Source organism: Microcoleus sp. Pol1C5 (genome assembly GCF_036701115.1).
Taxonomy (GTDB): Bacteria; Cyanobacteriota; Cyanobacteriia; order Cyanobacteriales; family Microcoleaceae; genus Microcoleus.
Window position 1 is genome coordinate 73,142 of record NZ_JAUBQE010000018.1, and the last position, 18,121, is coordinate 91,262.

The 18,121-nt window shown below is 47.1% G+C and carries 15 protein-coding genes; 8 read left to right on the forward strand and 7 right to left on the reverse strand.

The window, feature by feature from the left end; translation table 11 throughout:
- Window positions 1-141 precede the first annotated feature (141 nt).
- On the forward strand, window positions 142-3,330 hold the full coding sequence (locus tag QUA23_RS12280) for a pentapeptide repeat-containing protein (RefSeq protein WP_333076165.1): 3,189 nt from the start codon (window positions 142-144) through the stop codon (window positions 3,328-3,330).
- A 170-nt stretch (window positions 3,331-3,500) separates the two neighbouring features.
- Here QUA23_RS12280 and QUA23_RS12285 read toward each other — a convergent pair whose 3' ends face one another.
- The 4 genes from QUA23_RS12285 to glpK form a co-directional block, all read right to left on the reverse strand.
- Entirely contained in the window at window positions 3,501-3,716 is a 216-nt protein-coding gene (locus QUA23_RS12285) for a hypothetical protein (protein WP_015176895.1), read from the reverse strand.
- Window positions 3,717-4,189: 473 nt separating this feature from the next.
- Entirely contained in the window at window positions 4,190-4,690 is a 501-nt protein-coding gene (locus tag QUA23_RS12290) for a DUF3122 domain-containing protein (RefSeq protein WP_333076166.1), read from the reverse strand.
- A gap of 182 nt (window positions 4,691-4,872) precedes the next feature.
- Window positions 4,873-5,244, reverse strand: coding sequence for a c-type cytochrome (locus QUA23_RS12295; RefSeq protein WP_333076167.1), 372 nt, complete (start codon window positions 5,242-5,244; stop codon window positions 4,873-4,875).
- 74 nt (window positions 5,245-5,318) lie between these two features.
- Window positions 5,319-6,806: a glycerol kinase GlpK gene (gene glpK / locus QUA23_RS12300; RefSeq protein ID WP_333076168.1), complete on the reverse strand. Its 1,488-nt coding sequence runs from the start codon at window positions 6,804-6,806 to the stop codon at window positions 5,319-5,321.
- Between the two features lie 98 nt (window positions 6,807-6,904).
- Here glpK and QUA23_RS12305 point away from each other — a divergent pair, with 98 nt between their 5' ends.
- Window positions 6,905-7,489 (forward strand): endonuclease dU, encoded by a 585-nt coding sequence (locus QUA23_RS12305; RefSeq protein WP_333076169.1) that lies wholly within the window; start codon window positions 6,905-6,907, stop codon window positions 7,487-7,489.
- Between the two features lie 192 nt (window positions 7,490-7,681).
- Here the strand turns inward: QUA23_RS12305 and QUA23_RS12310 are convergent, their stop codons facing one another.
- The gene (locus QUA23_RS12310) at window positions 7,682-8,884 is read right to left on the reverse strand and encodes a hypothetical protein (protein WP_333076170.1); all 1,203 of its coding nucleotides are present in this window, start codon (window positions 8,882-8,884) and stop codon (window positions 7,682-7,684) included.
- Window positions 8,885-9,958: 1,074 nt separating this feature from the next.
- On the opposite strand from QUA23_RS12310, the gene apcA reads away from it, so the two are divergent.
- The 3 genes from apcA to QUA23_RS12325 all read left to right on the forward strand — a co-directional run bounded on the left by apcA (window position 9,959) and on the right by QUA23_RS12325 (window position 11,575).
- Window positions 9,959-10,444, forward strand: coding sequence for an allophycocyanin subunit alpha (apcA, locus tag QUA23_RS12315; RefSeq protein WP_332959487.1), 486 nt, complete (start codon window positions 9,959-9,961; stop codon window positions 10,442-10,444).
- Window positions 10,445-10,620: 176 nt separating this feature from the next.
- Entirely contained in the window at window positions 10,621-11,106 is a 486-nt protein-coding gene (apcB, locus tag QUA23_RS12320) for an allophycocyanin subunit beta (RefSeq protein WP_006634930.1), read from the forward strand.
- A gap of 265 nt (window positions 11,107-11,371) precedes the next feature.
- Window positions 11,372-11,575, forward strand: coding sequence for a phycobilisome linker polypeptide (locus QUA23_RS12325; RefSeq protein WP_006634929.1), 204 nt, complete (start codon window positions 11,372-11,374; stop codon window positions 11,573-11,575).
- 111 nt (window positions 11,576-11,686) lie between these two features.
- Here QUA23_RS12325 and QUA23_RS12330 read toward each other — a convergent pair whose 3' ends face one another.
- On the reverse strand, window positions 11,687-12,109 hold the full coding sequence (locus tag QUA23_RS12330) for an EamA family transporter (RefSeq protein ID WP_333076171.1): 423 nt from the start codon (window positions 12,107-12,109) through the stop codon (window positions 11,687-11,689).
- 36 nt (window positions 12,110-12,145) lie between these two features.
- Here QUA23_RS12330 and QUA23_RS12335 point away from each other — a divergent pair, with 36 nt between their 5' ends.
- Window positions 12,146-13,366, forward strand: coding sequence for an FtsW/RodA/SpoVE family cell cycle protein (locus QUA23_RS12335; protein ID WP_333076172.1), 1,221 nt, complete (start codon window positions 12,146-12,148; stop codon window positions 13,364-13,366).
- Window positions 13,367-13,829: 463 nt separating this feature from the next.
- On the opposite strand, the gene QUA23_RS12340 is transcribed toward QUA23_RS12335, so the two are convergent.
- Complete coding sequence (locus QUA23_RS12340; RefSeq protein ID WP_333076173.1) at window positions 13,830-14,483, reverse strand: Crp/Fnr family transcriptional regulator; 654 nt, start codon at window positions 14,481-14,483, stop codon at window positions 13,830-13,832.
- A gap of 396 nt (window positions 14,484-14,879) precedes the next feature.
- Between QUA23_RS12340 and hslO the strand changes: the two genes are divergently transcribed.
- On the forward strand, window positions 14,880-15,779 hold the full coding sequence (gene hslO / locus QUA23_RS12345; protein ID WP_333076174.1) for an Hsp33 family molecular chaperone HslO: 900 nt from the start codon (window positions 14,880-14,882) through the stop codon (window positions 15,777-15,779).
- 246 nt (window positions 15,780-16,025) lie between these two features.
- A complete protein-coding gene (locus QUA23_RS12350; RefSeq protein ID WP_333076175.1) occupies window positions 16,026-18,089 on the forward strand; it encodes a hypothetical protein in 2,064 nt (687 codons plus the stop codon).
- Window positions 18,090-18,121: the final 32 nt, after the last annotated feature.

Here is an 18,121-nt window from a genome sequence, read left to right on the forward strand (position 1 = left end):
AGTTTTGTCAAGGTCAAAGAAACTTAATCTTTTCTAATTGTTAGTTGGAAAACAGATTTCTGGCGACGAATCACGGAATGCTTACAGAGTTAAATGTAGATTTTCTCGGATTCTCTCTTCTGAAAGGCGGCAGGTAAAAGTATGACTCAGGAAAATTCCGAACATTTGCTGAAAAAAATCTGGAAAACTTTGACTACCGACTATCGGCAATTGTTGCGGGGACAACACGATTTTGTGGTAGATAGTGTTGATAGTATAAATGCAGCGATTTCTAGTGTTGTTGCTGTAGTAGGACTGACTGGTGCGGCTATGAATCCTGCTATTCCAGTTGTTGCCGCTGGGATGGGGTTGGCGCAAATTGCTGTGCGCTGGCACAAGCGCTTTGAAAACAAGCCTCCGCGAGAACGCTCTTTCTCTGATTACGTGCAGTTAGCTGCGGTTCTAGCTTATTGTAAATCTTTCGATAAATGTCTAAACGCCAGTGAGGTCTTAACTCGAATTCATCTCAACTCTGTTGTGTCAGAAGAGTTTAAACAACAAATCGAAGAAGTGGCCGAATCTTCCTTAGATGAAGAGGAAGCCAGGAAAACGATTAGCGGTTTTCCCCGCTCTAAATTGGCGGAAAAATTCAATCATTTATTATTAACTTACTTACAGCAAGTAGGATTAACTGAAGGCGAAGCTCAGAATTTGACAGAGCGAGTAGCTTGGAGCACACCTCACTACATCAGTCAGGCATTATCTGAAGCAAAAGAGGACTTAAAAGTGCTGGCAGAACGTTATCGCGATCGCTGGCAAAAAGATCTCGATAAATACGACAATATCGACGCTTACTTAAAAGAGCGAATTGCCTCAAAACCAGAAGAAAAAGTATTTGATGAAGACTTTAAGTTTAAAGATATCTACGTGTCTCTGAAGGCTAAGCCACTCGATCAAAATGGCAAGCTTATTGAAAATGCACAAGCTTTCGATTTAGAAACTTGGGCAAAAGACTTGCTTTCAGATCAAAACAAACAAAATCGGGTGATGTTTGTCGAAGCTGGGCCCGGACGCGGAAAAAGCGTTTTTTGTCGGATGTTTGCTGACTGGGTGCGGCAACATTTGCATCCAATTTGGACGCCCGTGTTAATTCGACTGCGAGATATTCCCACATTGCAAAAGAGTTTTCGAGAAACGCTGAAAAATGCAGTTAATGCGGGTTTTTCTAGCGATGACGGCTGGTTGACAGATAGAAACACGCGATATTTGTTTTTCTTGGATGGTTTTGATGAGCTGCTGATGGAGGGGAGAAGCAGCGGCGGTTTAGAGCAATTTCTCAAGCAAGTAGGGCAATTTCAGCGGGACTGCGATCAGAATTCGGAAATGGGGCATCGGGTTTTGATTACTGGCAGAACTTTAGCTTTGCAAGGAATTGAAAGACAAATGCCAGATAACTTGAATCGAGTCGAAATTCAGATAATGGATGACGGACTACAGCAACAGTGGTTGAGCAAGTGGGAAGCCCAATTAGGGGCAGAAAAAACCTCAGCTTTTCAGGATTTTTTGCAAGATGAATGCTGTCCACAGAATGTAAAAGCAGAACTGTCGCGAGAGCCGCTCTTGCTTTATCTGTTAGCGGCAATGCACCGGGACAAAATCTTGAAAGTTGAGGATTTTCAAGGAACTAACAGCACTCAAGCAAAAATTTTGATTTACAACCAAGCTGTGAATTGGGTACTCACTGAACAGCGGTCTAAATTGCTCAATCGCAATTTGACAGAACTGGAAATAGAGGATTTGCGGCGCATCCTGACAGAAGCAGGGTTGTGCGTGGTGCAGTCAGGAGGGGAATGCGCTCCTGTAGCGATGATTGAGGAACGATTGAGAGAAGACAACTCGGTTAAAGCATTACTTGAAGAAGCACAAAAACGGATTGACGATAATCCTCTGAGAAATGCTTTGGCAGTTTTTTATCTTCAGCAAGGCAGTAAAGAAGGTTCTGTGGAGTTTGTACACAAGAGTTTTGGTGAATTTCTGTGTGCGGAACGATTGAAAGAAAGTCTGGAAGAGTGGACGGAACCGGGCAAGAAAGGTAGAGGATTTAATACTCAAGACTCTCAGATGGACTGGGAGATTTATGATTTGTTGGGTTATGGGTCGCTGACGGGAGAAATTGTGGAATATTTGATGGGGTTGTTAACAACTCCGGCTAGTGCAGGGGAAGAAAGTCAGTTTCGCCCTGTGAAGTTATTCCAGCGTCTGGAGGGTTTTTATGTGCGGTGGTGCGAGGGGGAATTTATTGATGCGCCGCCGGAAAATTTGCCTCAAAAGAAGATGCGCCTACTGCGAGATCAATTGAAAACCCAATATTTGGGACAGCGACAAATAGATATTTACGCTGGTTTGAATGTGATGATTTTGCTGTTGGAGTTGCAGCGTTACGGGCAGCAAATAGATGAATTGAAAGACAAAATGGTGTTTTATCCTTGCGGGAAGCCTAATGATGAAGGCAAGCTTGACGATAGCAATCGGTTATTACGTCTCATCAGCTATAGCTATTGTGTTGGGGATTCTGGGTTTCTCCAAATTGTTGGGCTATTTCTCAGCGGCGCAAACCTCAGCGGCGCAAACCTAGGTGGCACAGAACTCTGTGGCGCAAACCTAGGTGGCACAGAACTCTGTGGCGCAAACCTCAACGGCGCAGAACTCAGCGACGCAGACCTCACTGACGCAGACCTCAGTGGCGCACACCTCAGCCACGCATACCTCAACAACGCAGACCTCAGCGACGCAGACTTCAGCGGCGCACACCTCAACGAGGCCAACCTCAACGAGGCATACCTCAGCGGCGCAAACCTCAGCGGCGCAAACCTCAGCGGCGCAAACCTTTGGGAGGCATACCTCAGCGGCGCAAACCTCAGCGGCGCAAACCTTTGGGACGCAGACCTCAGCGGCGCAGACCTCAGGGGCGCGAACCTCAGCAGCGCAAATTTCAGGCGCGCAGACCTCAGCGACGCAGACCTCAGCGACGCAGACCTCAGTGGCGCAGACCTCAGGGGCGCAGACCTCAGGGGCGCAGACCTCAGCGACGCAGACCTCAGCGGCGTACACCTCAGCGGCGTACACCTCAGCAGCGCAGACCTCTTGGACGCAGGCCTCAGGGGTTCAGACCTCAGGGGCGCAAACCTCAGCAGCGCAGACCTCTTGGACGCAGGCCTCAGCGGCGTAAGCCTCACCGATCGCATTGGCGATGTCAAATGGGATGAAAACACAAACTGGGACAATGTTCGAGGTTTGGATACAGCCGTTGATGTTCCAGAAGCGTTAAGGCGACAGCTAGGAATGCAGTAGAAACATTTTTCCAGGCTTGGCGTATCATTTTTATGAACAGGCTTTCGGGCCTGTTCCACAAAGACAGAATTTTATGGTGGGGTGGGCCCTGCTAGTCCGCGCCCGATCGACCGATCGACCTTCGTATGTCGATCGACCTTATTTTATCCAAAAGGTCGATCGAACTGGATTTAAGCCGTCGCAGAACATTTGCGCGATCGTAACAATTCCAAAGCTTGCTGTTTCACGCGACCTTCCATCACCTCTTTTTGCAAATTAATAAAAGCCTCAAAATCTTCTAAACCGTACTTAGTCATCTGCAACTGCTGTCGCAACTGTTCTTCGGCCTCAACCGTTAAGTAACCTGTTGCCAAAGCTTTGCGGACAATTTTACTGATTAAAGTCATAGTAGCTTCACCCTGAATACACCTACGTTAAAACACTGAAGTTTTGTCAACCGACTAACTCAGCTTTTAGTTTGTTTCATAATTACCCTTCAAATTGGTTAAATCTACCTTAAGATCTATGTAAATAAAGTTATTTTTGATACATTGATGAAACTGTAGCGATTTTAAATGTAGAGTGCGATTAAATTCGTATCTTTAGTTTTTGTCCGATAACATTATTCTTCAAATACGTTAAATCTACCTTAAGGCATATTTAAACATAGCGATTTGTGACATGGGAAATTGCCTCGATTTTAACTGTAGAGTGCGATTAAATTTGTATAGCCTTTCTCAGTAAAACGAGGTACCCGACGTGCATAGGGCTGACGGGCACTTGTGCTGAGCGAAGTCGAAGTATAGGGCTGACGGGCACTTGTGCTAAGCGAAGTCGAAGTATAGGGCATACCTCACCACGCTTGAGAACCGCTATATATTTAGTTTCTGTCTAACAACAGCCACCATTCTCTGACAGCAAAAGGAGGAACCAGCAATTCTGTTTCTTTTTGATTTTTTACGGGCAAATTCAACCGCAAAGGTCGATTACTTTCCACTTGTGTAATTATTGATTTGAAATCGTATTCTCCGACATTAATTGGCAAACCAGACTCGTTCCAAATATCATTAGCATTGCCAATTTCGCGCTTGCCCGCAGCAACTTTCAGCGGAACCGGGTGCTGCAATTCTGTTCCGGGAAATCCTACTAATCTCAGATTTAAAGACTTTACTACTCCCGACTTGACTCGCTTGTACAAAACAACTTGCCATGCTTTATCATCTGTATCACGCAGGCTTTGTACGGATCGGAACATTACTGTCTCGGCAGTTTCGGGATATTTGTGAATCGAGGCGAAAGCGGGCGGGCTGACAGCTAAGATTAGATACAAGCACAAGCTAATAATAGTTAAAGTTCTACGCCAACAATAATGTTTCTTCACGTGGCAACACCTCCGATAATTTACACTTTTTTATCAGAAATAATAAAAAATGACAAGTTTTGTATTGAGATTATTAAGGGATGAACAATAGGAGAGAATAAGCAGGCAGGTTTTGTATAAATATTATTCATGGATGACCAAGTTAAGCGCTAAACCTGCTCTGAGAATCTCCATAATCGGCTTTATTTCCAATCAGTTTCAGCTTGGGATAGCACATAAGCTGAAACATCGATAATTTGTTGTTCCGACAAACGATCTTTGTAAGCTGGCATAATACCTTTGCCGTTGGTTACTAAGTTGGAAATGTTGGCGATGGAATCCATGCCGTATTTTTTTAATGCTTTTTGTTTCAAGTTTTTGCCGCGCCTGATAATGTTGCTGCCGTTGATGTGACAGCCTGCACAGTTGGCGCTAAAAATTTCGGCTGCAGTTGTGGGATTTGTAGTTGTATCTGCGATCGCAATTTGGGAATTCGTGGCGATTTCTACAAAAGCCAGTGTCAGTATCAATACAAAGGCGGTGAGAAAATATTTTAAGTTCTTTAGCGAAATCATTTATTTGCAATTTGAAAAAATGTGCTGGATTTAAGGATATCACTAAATACGGATTTTGGGGTTAACTCAGCGATTTATTCTTCCCAATCGAATGTGCGGGAAACTGCTTTTTTCCAAAAGCGATATTTTTTCTCGCGAAGTGCGATCGGCATTTTCGGCTCCCAAGTACAATCCACCGCCCAATTGTCGCGCAATTCGGCTAGCTGACTCCAAAAACCTACCGCCAAACCGGCCGCATAAGCCGCACCGAGTGCAGTAGTTTCTGCTACCACAGGCCGCACCACAGGCACTCCCAAAACATCGCTCTGAAACTGCATCAGCGTGTGATTTCCCACCATACCTCCGTCTACTTTTAAAGACAAAAGCTGCACAGCAGAATCCTGATTCATCGCGTCCAATATTTCCCGCGTTTGCCACGCTGTCGCTTCCAATACTGCGCGGGCAATGTGTGCCTTAGTCACGTAGCGAGTTAAACCTGCAATTACTCCCCGGGCGCTGTCTTTCCAATAGGGTGCGTAGAGTCCCGAAAATGCCGGGACAACGTAAACTCCCCCACTATCTTCGACTGTATTTGCTAATGTTTCTACTTCTGCAGATGTGTTGATGATGCCCAAATTGTCACGCAGCCACTGCACTAGAGCTCCGGCGATCGCAATACTGCCTTCCAAAGCATACACAGCGGGCGATTCCCCCATCTTGTAGGCGACTGTTGTTAGTAATCCTTGCTTTGAAGGGACGATCGCCTCACCGGTATTCAGCAGCATAAAACAGCCCGTACCGTAAGTATTTTTCGCCTCCCCCAGACTGAAACAAGTTTGCCCGACGAGGGCGGCCTGCTGATCGCCCAAAGCAGCAGCAATTGGAACACCTGCAACCAATCCTTTTGCAGTTCCAAAAACTTGACTCGAAGGGCGAATTTCTGGTAGCATCTGGCGGGGAATTGCCATTATTTCCAAAGTTTCGGCATCCCAATCGAGGGTTTGCAAATCCATCAGCATCGTGCGGCTGGCGTTGGTAACATCGGTAATGTGCGCGCCGCCAGTCAGATGCCAAATTAGGAAAGTATCGACATTGCCAAAAATCGCATCCCCTCGATTTGCAGCTTCCCGCAATCCTGAAATATTGTCCAGCATCCACTTAATTTTCGGCCCGCTGAAATAAGTTGCCAGTGGCAAGCCGCATCGTTTTTGAAATCGATATTTGCCCTCAACTTCAGCTAAGGTATCGCAAATAAAGCGAGTGCGGGTATCTTGCCAAACAATCGCATTTCCGTAAGGTTTGCCTGTTTTTCTGTTCCAAACAATTGTAGTTTCGCGCTGGTTGGTAATACCGAGAGCAGCAATATCTTGCGGGTCGATATTGCCGATTTCGAGAGCATTTTTAATCACGCTTTGAGTGCGCTGCCAAATTTCATCGGGATTGTGTTCAACCCATCCTGGTTGCGGATAAATTTGCTGGTGTTCTTGTTGGTTGCTGCAAATTATCTGTCCCTGGCGATCGAATATGATAAATCTGGTGCTGGTGGTTCCTTGATCGATCGCTGCTACGTATTTTTTTACCAATTGTCTAAAACCTTATTAGTAATGAGCTATTTAACGTATATGATACTATGTAAAACACAAGCTCATCTCAAAAACTTTAGTTGAGGGAACTCCAGAAGTTGAAACTGGCAGATTTGCTGAGGCTCGATCGCACAATTAAGGTTATTGGCTTTGACGACGCTCCGTTTTCTCGTACAAGCGGCAGTCTGGTGTCGATCGCGGGCATAGTCTGCGGGGGAACTCGATTTGAAGGAATGGTGTGGGGACAAGTTTTGCCCGACGGATTAGATGCCACGGATGCTATTTCTGGGTTGCTCCTCGGAGGCAAATTTCTGCCGCAATTGCATCTGGTTTTGCTAGACGGAATTGCTTTCGGCGGCTTCAATATTATTGACCTTCCCGAGTTAGCATCGCGGCTGCAAATTCCTTGCGTTGCTGTCATGCGCCGCCAACCCGATTTAGCTGCTATTGAAAAAGCCCTCGGTCATTTACCCGACTCGGAATACCGTTTAGAATTGTTGCGTCGCGCCGGGAAAATTCACGCTTTTGAACCTTTCTTTTTTCAAGTGTGCGGCGAAAAGCCGGAAGTAATTGCGCTGGTGCTTCAGCGTTTGACAGACACTGGGAAAGTTCCTGAAGCTTTGCGTTTAGCTCATTTGATTGGTGCTGCGGTAATTAATGGAGTTAGCAGCAGTTCTGCTTAAATTCTTGTTAAGAACGGGCAAGATGCCCGTTCCACAAAGAGTAATTTTTCTTATGGGTTGGCCGGAGATCCTGTTAAGAACGGGCATCTTGCCCGTTCCACAAAGAGTAATTTTTTTTGTGGGGTTGGCATCCTGCCCGCCCATGAAAGAGTTATTGATAATGGTGCAATATCCCAGTTTCTAGTCTCTTACTTAGACAATCTCGCCCTCTAATTCACCGAATTCGATTTGAGTTCCCAACGCCAAAGTCAGGGTACTTTCAGGTTCTACCATTTTTATATCGCCTTGAATGTCTGTAGCCCACCAAGCGCGATCGCACAAATTGGTCAATCCTAACGAAAGCTCGTTTTTCGATCGAGAAGTGACTATAGCTACAAGACCGTTAGATGCTGCGGCTGTTAAACTCGGTATGTCAGAGGTGAATAGTTGAGTTCCCGCACTCAGAGGAATAACTCGACTGCCTAATTTCAGAGAAAATTGGCTGCTGGTAAAAGAATTTACTGCGGGCTGATCTGATATAAAGGTAGGCGGAACATTTGCTGGTGTTGGCGCTGGCAAGTCAGAGTTTCCTACTGTAATTGTACAGTTACCGATTCTCTTTTGGTCGCCCGATCGCAAATAACTCACCGCCCCGCTATCAACATTCTCGCAAACAATTTGACCTGCTTCCAATTGAAACCGCATGGCCAAGGGCGAAACATTAGGAATGCAGATAATAGACAAATTTTCATCACTGCCAAAAGTCACTGGTTCGGAACCCAGAGTGAGAGTGCGATTTGCTCCGGTATCGTAACTAATTACCAGCCAAGCTTTGTTGAACAAAGTTTCAGCTACAACCAACATGATGCCTATCCAAAAACCGATCGCAGCACAGCCAGCTAAACGGCCTGCAGTACCGGATAAATTGTAAGCAAACAGAATAAACAAACAGCCGCCCAAAACACCCCCAACACCGCCGCCTCCCGTGCCGCGGAGCGCTCCCAAATTAGGAATCCGCTGTGCAAGTCCCAGTCCTAACAAACTGCCAGCTATTCCCCAGCAAATTACTCGTAATAATTCGTTGTTTCCGTCGCCAATTCCGCTGTAAATACCTTCGGCGATCGCCCCCGAAATGGCTCCTGCTATTAAACCAAACAATCCGCCATTTTTTAAAGCCTGTTTAATTTGAGGCTTGCCTTTGATATAGTAATAATAGCCGAACATGATAGCCGTAGCAATACCACCGCCTACTAACCCAAACCAGCGACCTGTAGACAATACACTGTCAAAAAAAGATTCCGAACCAGGGAGTCCCTGCATGAAAGGTTCGGTGATGAGATTGCCGACGAAACCGCCGACAGCACCGCTAATCCCAAACTGCAAAGCTTTTTTAAGGGCTGATAGATTTCTTTTCACGGCGCACCAGATTAAAAGTGAGAGTCAAATCTAGCTACAAGCTCGAAAGTTACGATTTCCGATGATTCTGATATCTTGCACCACGATCTAGAACAGGCTGTCTGGCCTGTTCGAGAAACACAAAGAGTGGAGTTTTCTTGTGGGTAGTAGGGGTTGGGCAGCAGCCAAGGCGTGTCAAATTAAGCTTTTAGTCCGCCAGTCCTCCCCCTCACCCGGCAGTCCGCCAGGGAATGAATTCCACGGGGCTTATAGCGAAAGTCCTCGCTTCCGAGGACTGAATCATTCATTAGTCCTCGGAACCGAGGACTTTCGCTTTGAGGCAGGGGTTTCAACCCCTGACTGACGGACTATCGGTTTTACCTTAAGTTGACACGCCTTGGACAAGAGCTCCCGCGCGTCCACGATTTATAGAGAATGGTGCAAGATGTGAGACGATCGCACATCTCCCCCTCTGTCTCCCGCCTGTCTCCCCCCATGTCCCGCTTGTCTCCCTTCCCTCTCAGGGAAAAGTCTTTGATCCTCGCGCCGTCGCCCGCCACAATTCCCGCTCAAGGCTCTATCGCCTGTAACCCTTGCTGCAAGATAATTATAGGAATTTTTTAACTGTAAAATTTTAACTGAGAACACCCTAGCGAGGGCCCAAATATGAAAAGGAATATTACAAACTATTACAGTAACACTCAGAATGTGAACATAATGCCTCAAAATACTTGCGAGAGGTAGTTATGTCAGAGAAGCAATATCCTTACTAACTGCCCGACAGTCACTCGATCGCCACTAAGTGGCCTGCTGCAATCTCGATCGTAAATTAAAGATCGCATCAGTCATTTATGGTATTGTAAGCGACAGGCTTAGTGCGAGCACTCACAACCGCACCGGCGTGAAGAACCAGCGCCGTTAAGCACCGAAGGCAGTCACCCACCAACAACTTCAACAGTTGCTGAGTGTGGAAAGTCCAGCCTTCCCCGTCAAAGCTCCTGCCTGAGCAGGAAAGATACGGGACGCAAGCGCCCGCCTTCGCTAGCTCAGCGCAAAGCAGTTCATATAGCAAAATATCCAGCGGGTACACACAAGATGAGTATCGTCACCAAATCAATCGTCAACGCAGACGCCGAAGCTCGCTACTTGAGCCCAGGTGAATTAGATCGGATCAAGAGCTTTGTCACCTCTGGTGAACGCCGCGTCCGCATCGCCCAAATTTTGAGCGAATCCCGCGAACGCATCGTCAAGTCAGCAGGCGACCAACTTTTCCAAAAGCGCCCTGATGTTGTTTCTCCCGGCGGCAACGCTTACGGCGAAGAAATGACCGCAACTTGCTTGCGCGACCTCGACTACTACCTGCGTTTGATCACCTACGGAATCGTAGCTGGCGACATTACTCCGATCGAAGAAATCGGTATTGTCGGCGTCCGCGAAATGTACAAATCTCTCGGCACCCCGATTGAAGCCGTCGCCGAAGGCGTTCGCGCTATGAAAAGTGCAGCAAGTTCGCTGCTGTCTGGAGAAGATGCTTCCGAAGCTTCCTCTTACTTCGACTACGTTATCGGTGCGATGCAGTAAGGAATTTCGATTTTAGGTTTTCGATTTTAGATTGAAAAATTGGGGGTTGCCGGCAACAAGTTAAAAGCTTTTGCAAATAACCAGCCAGTTAAAAATCTCAAATCCCAAATCCCAAATTCCAAATTCTAGCTCCAAAATTGGACTGACTCAGCCACTTTCTAGGAAACAAGACAACCATGCAAGACGCAATTACCGCCGTTATCAATTCCTCTGACGTTCAAGGTAAGTACCTGGACATCAGCGCTCTAGACAAGCTCAAGAACTACTTTGCTTCTGGCGAACTGCGCGTCCGCGCCGCTACAGCCATCAGCGCCAATGCAGCCACAATCGTCAAAGAAGCAGTTGCTAAGTCTCTGTTGTACTCTGACGTAACTCGTCCCGGCGGCAATATGTACACCACTCGTCGTTATGCAGCTTGCATCCGCGACTTGGACTACTACCTGCGCTATGCCACCTACGCTATGCTAGCTGGCGACCCTTCCATCCTCGATGAGCGCGTGCTCAACGGTTTGAAAGAAACCTACAACTCCTTGGGCGTGCCCATCGGTTCTACCGTACAAGCAATCCAAGCAATGAAAGAAGTCACCGCTGGTTTGGTCGGTTCTGACGCTGGTAAAGAAATGGGCGTCTATTTCGACTACATCTGCTCTGGCTTGAGCTAAGACTCAGGAAGAAGGAAGAAGTAAGAAGGAAGAAAGAAGAAGAAATAACATTTATTTCTGGCGTCTTTTAACTTTTAACTTTGGACTTGTTACCTTTGGCTTTGAAAAGAGGTCAGGGAAGTTGAGAGTGATTGCTAGACCGTCAAAGGCTTGTCGAGAAAGCCCGACGAGTTTTAACGAGCTAGTTTTGACTCCTAACTCCCTGCCTTCAATCTTTAAAAAATCCATCTAATAATCTGTAAACCTACTCAGGAGTTAGTTTCCCATGAGAATGTTTAAGGTGACTGCTTGCGTCCCCAGTCAAACTCGCATCCGCACTCAGCGCGAATTGCAAAATACCTATTTTACTAAGCTTGTTCCTTACGACAACTGGTTCCGGGAACAGCAAAGAATTATGAAAATGGGCGGCAGAATTATTAAAGTGCAACTGGCTACCGGTAAGCCCGGAGCTAATACAGGTTTACTTTAAGAGCCGAAGCTGGATTAGTAGAGGGGTAAGAGGTCGCGATCGACCTCTTTTTTGTTGTTATAGTAGAAGAAAGAATGTCCAAAGTTGTTAATTTAATCATTGACCAATATTTCAATAAGCAGAAAGTATAACTGCGATTATCGCTAAGAAAACAGCAAGCATTTGTGGTAATGTAATAGCCTCTTTTAAGAATAAAGTCGATAATAATATAGTAATCAGCGGGTAGATAGACGTAACACTCACTACATTGGCAACTTCACCTTTACCAAGGGCTATAAAAAATACTAATGATGCCACCGTGCCACAAACGCCAACTAACATGGCAAACAAAATTCCCCTAACATCTCCCTCAAAACTAAAATTATTAGTGTGGAAAATAATAAATAAAGTAGTTAAAATAGCGCCAATTGCTTCATAAACAAAAGCAGTTTTGTAGTCAATATATTTAGTCGCTAAATTGCCAAAAAATCCCCACAAACCATATAATAGCGAACAGATTAATGCGTAAATTAACCAATCTGGTACTTTAGCCATCTTTGTTAGAGTTTATTGAGATCATTCTAAAATCCTATGGCTAATGACATTCGACGCTTGATTCCATTTTTTGACCCCAGCGCGTCTCAATGGGCCGCTGAGGCCCGGTGGCTGAGGTGGCTGACTTTTCTGTGGCTGTTTGTAGGGCTGACCGCATTGTTTTCGGCTTCCTATCCCATTGCAAATTATGAATTTGGAGACGGCCTTTATTATTTTAAACGACAGCTAGTCGCAGTGGCGATCGGGCTGGCCGGCTTTAACTTGATGGTGTACTCCCCACTGCGCTACATCATGAAAACATCTCAGTTAGGTGTTTTGTTGCTGCTGGGATTACTGTGGCTGACCTTGGTTCCGGGGGTGGGAACCACAATCAACGGGGCGACTCGCTGGATATCTCTGGGTCCGGTTCCGATTATTCAACCTTCTGAGTTGATCAAGCCGTTTTTTGTTCTCCAAAGCGCCCGCATTTTCGGCAACTGGTACCGGTTGACGAATAAAGTTCGCTTAACTTGGCTGGTAATTTTCGGTGCAATGCTGTTGGGAATTTTGTTGCAGCCGAATTTGAGCACCACGGCTTTGTGCGGGATGACTTTGTGGTTGGTGGCTTTGGCTGCGGGCTTGCCTTACTTGCAGTTGGGCGCAACGGCTATGGGGGGAATGCTTTTAGCCGTTTTAAGTATTAGTTTTAGGGAATATCAGCGCCGCCGGATTATGTCTTTTCTCAATCCTTGGGCTGACCCGATGCAAGACGGCTATCAGTTGATTCAAAGTCTCCTGGCTGTGGGTTCTGGGGGCATTTGGGGTGTGGGTTTGGGGATGTCGCAGCAAAAGTTATTTTATTTGCCTATTCAGTACAGCGATTTTATTTTTGCTGTGTTTGCTGAGGAGTTTGGTTTGGTGGGTGGTTTCTCTCTGTTGCTGATGTTGGCGGCTTACTCTACTGTGGCGTTGAGGGTAGCGATGAAGGCTAGAAATAGTGAGAGTCAGTTGGTCGCGATTGGGGTGATGGTGGTGATGGTGGGACAGTCGCTGCTGAATATTGGGGTAGCGACGGGGGTTTTGCCGACTACGGGTTTGCCACTGCCGTTTTTTAGTTACGGGGGTTCTTCGATGTTGGCCAGTTTGTTGTTGTCGGGGTTGCTGATTCGGGTGGCGAGGGAGAGTTCTGAGGCTGATGTGGTTTCTTTAAACGGCCTCCGTGGAAAGCCAGGAAAGCCGAACTTGCGATCGAACAACGGCACTACACAAACTGAATAATTTGTCAATAGTAAACACACCCGATTAACTTCCAGGCAGAGCCTGGGAACCAATCCCCAGAGGCTCTGCCTCGATTCTGGCTGGGGCCAATTGGAGGGGGAGCCTCCGGATCTGCCTTACCAAGCAGATCCGGGGAACGAGTAATTGCAAATAAAAACTAACGATCGACTATTTCCGCCCGTCACCTTTATCGGGCGGTTCTTCTTGTTGTTCTTGAGGTTTAGCTGTGATGTCAGTTAATTCTTTTTTGTCTGGTTGCGGTGTTTCTGGAGTTGAGTTAGCCATTGAGTTTTGTCCTAAATAGATGCACCGCTTAATTATATCTTTTCCAACTGCAAAGTTATATCTGTAGATAGGGAGAGGAAGAGCCAGACAAAAAATTCTCATGCACAGAGATTTGATAGCTAATACTGGAAGACTTTATGTAAATGCAAAAAAGTGTAAATGCAAATTGATGTCGGTTCTACACTGCTTGAGAGTTGCAGCCAAACAAATCAGACGATGTGGCAACAACATCTTTGTTAAGTATTAAATGCCGATCGCCATCTCGACTGATTAACCCTTGCTGCTGCAATTTTCCCAGCATTCGAGTTACTGTTACCCGCGTCGTGCAAATCGCATTAGCAATATCTTGATGTGTCAAGCGGATATTCAAACGAGTTCCCTCAACCACAGGCTGACCGAATTCCTGTTGCAATAATAGCAGTAGCTGATACAAACGGTCATCTACTCGCCGCTGTCCGGCGATCGCTAAAATTGCTTCCATTTGTCGCAGTCGCCTTACCATTTGAGGCAGCAACTCGTGAGACAATTGAGGAGAAGCTTCGATTTCTACCATAGAATACCACATCAAATAAATATCTGATGTCGCCGTAGCTCGGTAAGTCTGCAAGCTTGTCAACCACAAACCGAAGCACATCGAAGGCCCAACCCAACCCAAAAGTCCTTCTTCCCCGGTTGGATAAAGCGTACTCAGTTGTGCTAGACCTTGACAGACTCGCCAAAGGCCATGCGACATCATAGGAATGGTTTCGCCCTTGGCATAAAAATGCAAGTTTCGAGTCGCTCCTGTGTTATGCTGGACTTCCGCTAAAAGTGCTTTGGATGTTGGTGGCATATCCGTTATTTCCAGCTAAAAAACAGTGGTCTGAGACCTACGCCTCTCACTCTAGCCGGCCAAGGTAAAGGTTTGGTAATCGTCTGGTTAGCGGCAAGATAAGCTTTAGTCATTAGTTGTGAGTTGTTATAAAATAACTGAGCGCACGCTGGCTTGTGTAAAATAAATGGACTCGTTATTTGCGGCATTTTAAATAAAAATTTAATTTGAAAAAATCCGCCGAATATTTGTTAATAAATAGTGTGTTAATTAAGATTAAATAGAAAACAGAGGCGAGTTCTGAAGTTTGATCGCACTCCCAGGCCCGCCGAGTCAACTGCTGCTATCTGCTGCCACAACCTTCAAGAACTTCTAAAATAGTTCAAGAAGATATCAAAAGACAAAGTAAGGTTTTTCATGGCCGATCAATTAATTCGCGCTACAGCCGCAGATGGCGGAATTCGCGCTGTAGGCGTCATTTCCACCCGCCTCACCGAAGAAGCAAGACAGCGGCACAAGCTCTCCTACGTGGCTACAGCGGCCCTCGGCCGCACAATGTCGGCAGGGCTGTTACTCGCCTCCAGCATGAAGCGGCCCGAATCGAGAGTCAACATTCGCATCAAAGGAGATGGGCCGCTGGGCGGGCTTCTGGTGGATGCGGGACTTGATGGAACAGTTCGAGGTTATGTGGACAATCCCGAAGTCGAATTGCCGCCCAATGCTAAAGGCAAACTCGACGTTGGCGGGGCAATAGGTGACGGTTATTTGTACGTGGTGCGGGACGTTGGATACGGATTCCCTTATTCAAGTACGGTAGAATTGGTTTCCGGCGAAATTGGCGACGATCTGACTCATTATTTGGCAACCTCGGAGCAAACGCCTTCGGCTCTGGTTCTGGGGGTGTTTGTGGGGGCGGGCGGGGTACAAGCGTCTGGGGGTGTGCTGTTGCAGGTTCTGCCGAAGGCGGCAACAGACGAAAAACTGGTGCAAACTTTAGAATCTAGAGTTGCTGAATTGTCGGGCTTTACGCCACTGCTGCGATCGGGCAAAACGCTGCACGAGATTCTCGAACAGTTACTGGGAGATATGGGCCTGGAAATTTTCCCGGAAACTCAGATGGTGCGCTTTGACTGTGGCTGTTCGTTCGATCGAGTTTTGGGAGCTTTGAAAATGTTGGGCGAAGCCGAACTCCAAGACATGATTGAAAAAGATGGGGGGGCTGAGGCTACGTGCCATTTCTGCAACGAGGTTTACAAAGCTAATAGCGACCAACTTGCAGAACTCATCGGCGATTTGCGATCGAACTCCGGTTCTTGAGAGGATAATGTGTAATTGGCTCTATTGAGTGCGAGTTAGGGATGACGGCCTTGACCAATTGCCAATTACGCATTATCAATTACCTAATCACAAAATTTTGATTTTGGCGGTTTGGCGATCTGCTCTTGCAGTCTAGGGCCTACGGGAGTATGTAAAAGTGATGAATACATTTTATAGAGCAGTTGATAGCAGCGCTCGCAGTTTTTAAATAACTAACGCTAGCTGGTTGCTGTTTGTGGTGAGGATATGAGTCAAGATCGCAAAATACCAGGCCGTTGGTCTGCATCAGAATCCTTGGAGTCAAAAAAGGATACTTCGTCGCTGGTGCGCTTACCAGCAAGGAAAAACCGGGCTGAACGACTTAAAGAACTCCGAGAGTTGGTTACTTCGGGAAAACTGCCGGGAGGGCATCTGGAAATACCGCCGAATTTGTCTGGGGAAAACTCGCAGTCGCCCGGAGAACACAATCCGTTTTGGCGGAACTGGTCGAATAAGTGGCAGTTTTGGCTGGCGCTTAGTTTGATGCTATCAGTGGGTATGGGGTTTGTGGCAATTGCGTCTTTACTCAACCTGACCTCGCAGTCCAATTGCTCAAAGATTTTTTGGCCGACGGCTTCTGCTAACGATCGCTTTTTTTGTGCTCAAGAAGCAGCAAGCAAGCGGACGGCGGATGATTTGCTCAGGGCGATCGAATTAGTTAATGCTTTGCCAAAAGACCATCCGCTGCGGCCGAGAATTAACACTCAAATCGAGCGGTGGTCGGAGGATATTCTCAGGCTGGGAAATGCTACTTTCCAAGAAGGAAAGCTGGAGGAGGCGATTGCGCTCGCTCGCAAGGTTCCTAAAGACGTTCCCGCTTACCCGACGGTGGAAAAGCAGATTGAAAAGTGGCAGTCGATATGGAGCGATGCAGAGAAAATTTACCGCACGGCTGAAGACCACTTGCGTCAGGAAGAATGGACGCTGGCTTTCAGCCAAGCTACTCTGCTTTTGGATTTGGGAAATACTTTCTGGGAATCGGCTAAGTACGAGGAATTGACTAAGCTAATTCAGACGACTAGGGCTGAGGGCAATAAGTTGCTAAAAGCCCGCAATACAGCCTCCGAGGGAGGTCTCGACAATCTGGTGACGGGGATTAAGCTGGCTCAGGGAATTGACCAAAACAGTTATTTGTATCAAGCTGCCAATAAGGCGATCGCGGAATTTAGCAAGAAAATTTTGGAGATAGCCCAAAAACGATTGCAAGCAGGGGATTGGCAGGAGGCGATCGCGATCGCTAACAAGATTCCCGACACTGCAAATTTAAGGGAACAAGTTGAGGATTTTAACGAGTTGGCGAATGCTACTTCTCAGGCTTTGACTGGCTCTGTTGAGGGTTTCTCCAAGGCGATCGAGATTGCTCAAAAGTTGAAGTCCGGCCGCCCTTTATACAAACAAGCTCAAGATTTAGTCGGCCGCTGGCAACAAGAAATGGCTGATGTGAAAGTTTTGGATTTGGCAAGCAGGCTGGCGGCGCCGGGTGGGGTAAATGATTTGAGGGCTGCGATCGCGCAATTGCAAACAGTCCCCCAATCAAATCCCCGCGCTTCGGAAGCTCGCAGTCAAATTACCAGCTTGAGCCGTCAAATCGAGCTGCTGGAAGACAGTCCGTATTTGCAAAGAGCGAACGATTTGGCAAGTACGGGCGATCCGAATGCTCTGGAAGCGGCCGTTGCTCAGGCTTCTCGGATAGCTAGAGGTAGGGCGCTTTATGTGGAAGCTCAAACCAAAATTCAAGCTTGGATCGAGAGGAGACAGCGGCTTGTTGACCAGCCGTTTTTGGATAGAGCTCAGCAGCTAGCGGCGGTGGGCAATTTGGCGGGGGCAATTGAGATGGCCCGCCGGATTCGATCGGGACGGGTGCTTTATGAGGAAGCTCGATCGAACATTAGGACTTGGGAGGCTCAATTTCAGGGCGAGCAAGGTTTGCAGAACGCCCGTCAGGCTGCCCGAGCGGGGACTGCGGAGGCTCTGCAAACGGCAATTGGGCTGGCTCTTCAGGTGCCGGAGTCGAGTTCGCTTCGGTGGCAGGCGAGTGAGGCGATTGATGAGTGGAGCCAGCGAATTTTGGCGCTTGGTGTGGAAGAGTCGTCGTCGGATCTGGCTGGGGCGATCGCGACTTTAAAGAAAATTCCCTCGGGTACTCGGGCTTTTGAGCAAGCTCGATCGCAAATCAAAGTTTGGGAGGAGTCGCTGAATCCTCCGGATGCTGAATCTCCCCCTCCCGAACCGCCGGAAACCGAGCCTCCGAGCAGCCCTCCGAGTCGCTAAATTTGACGGTGAGAAGGTGATAACTAATATCT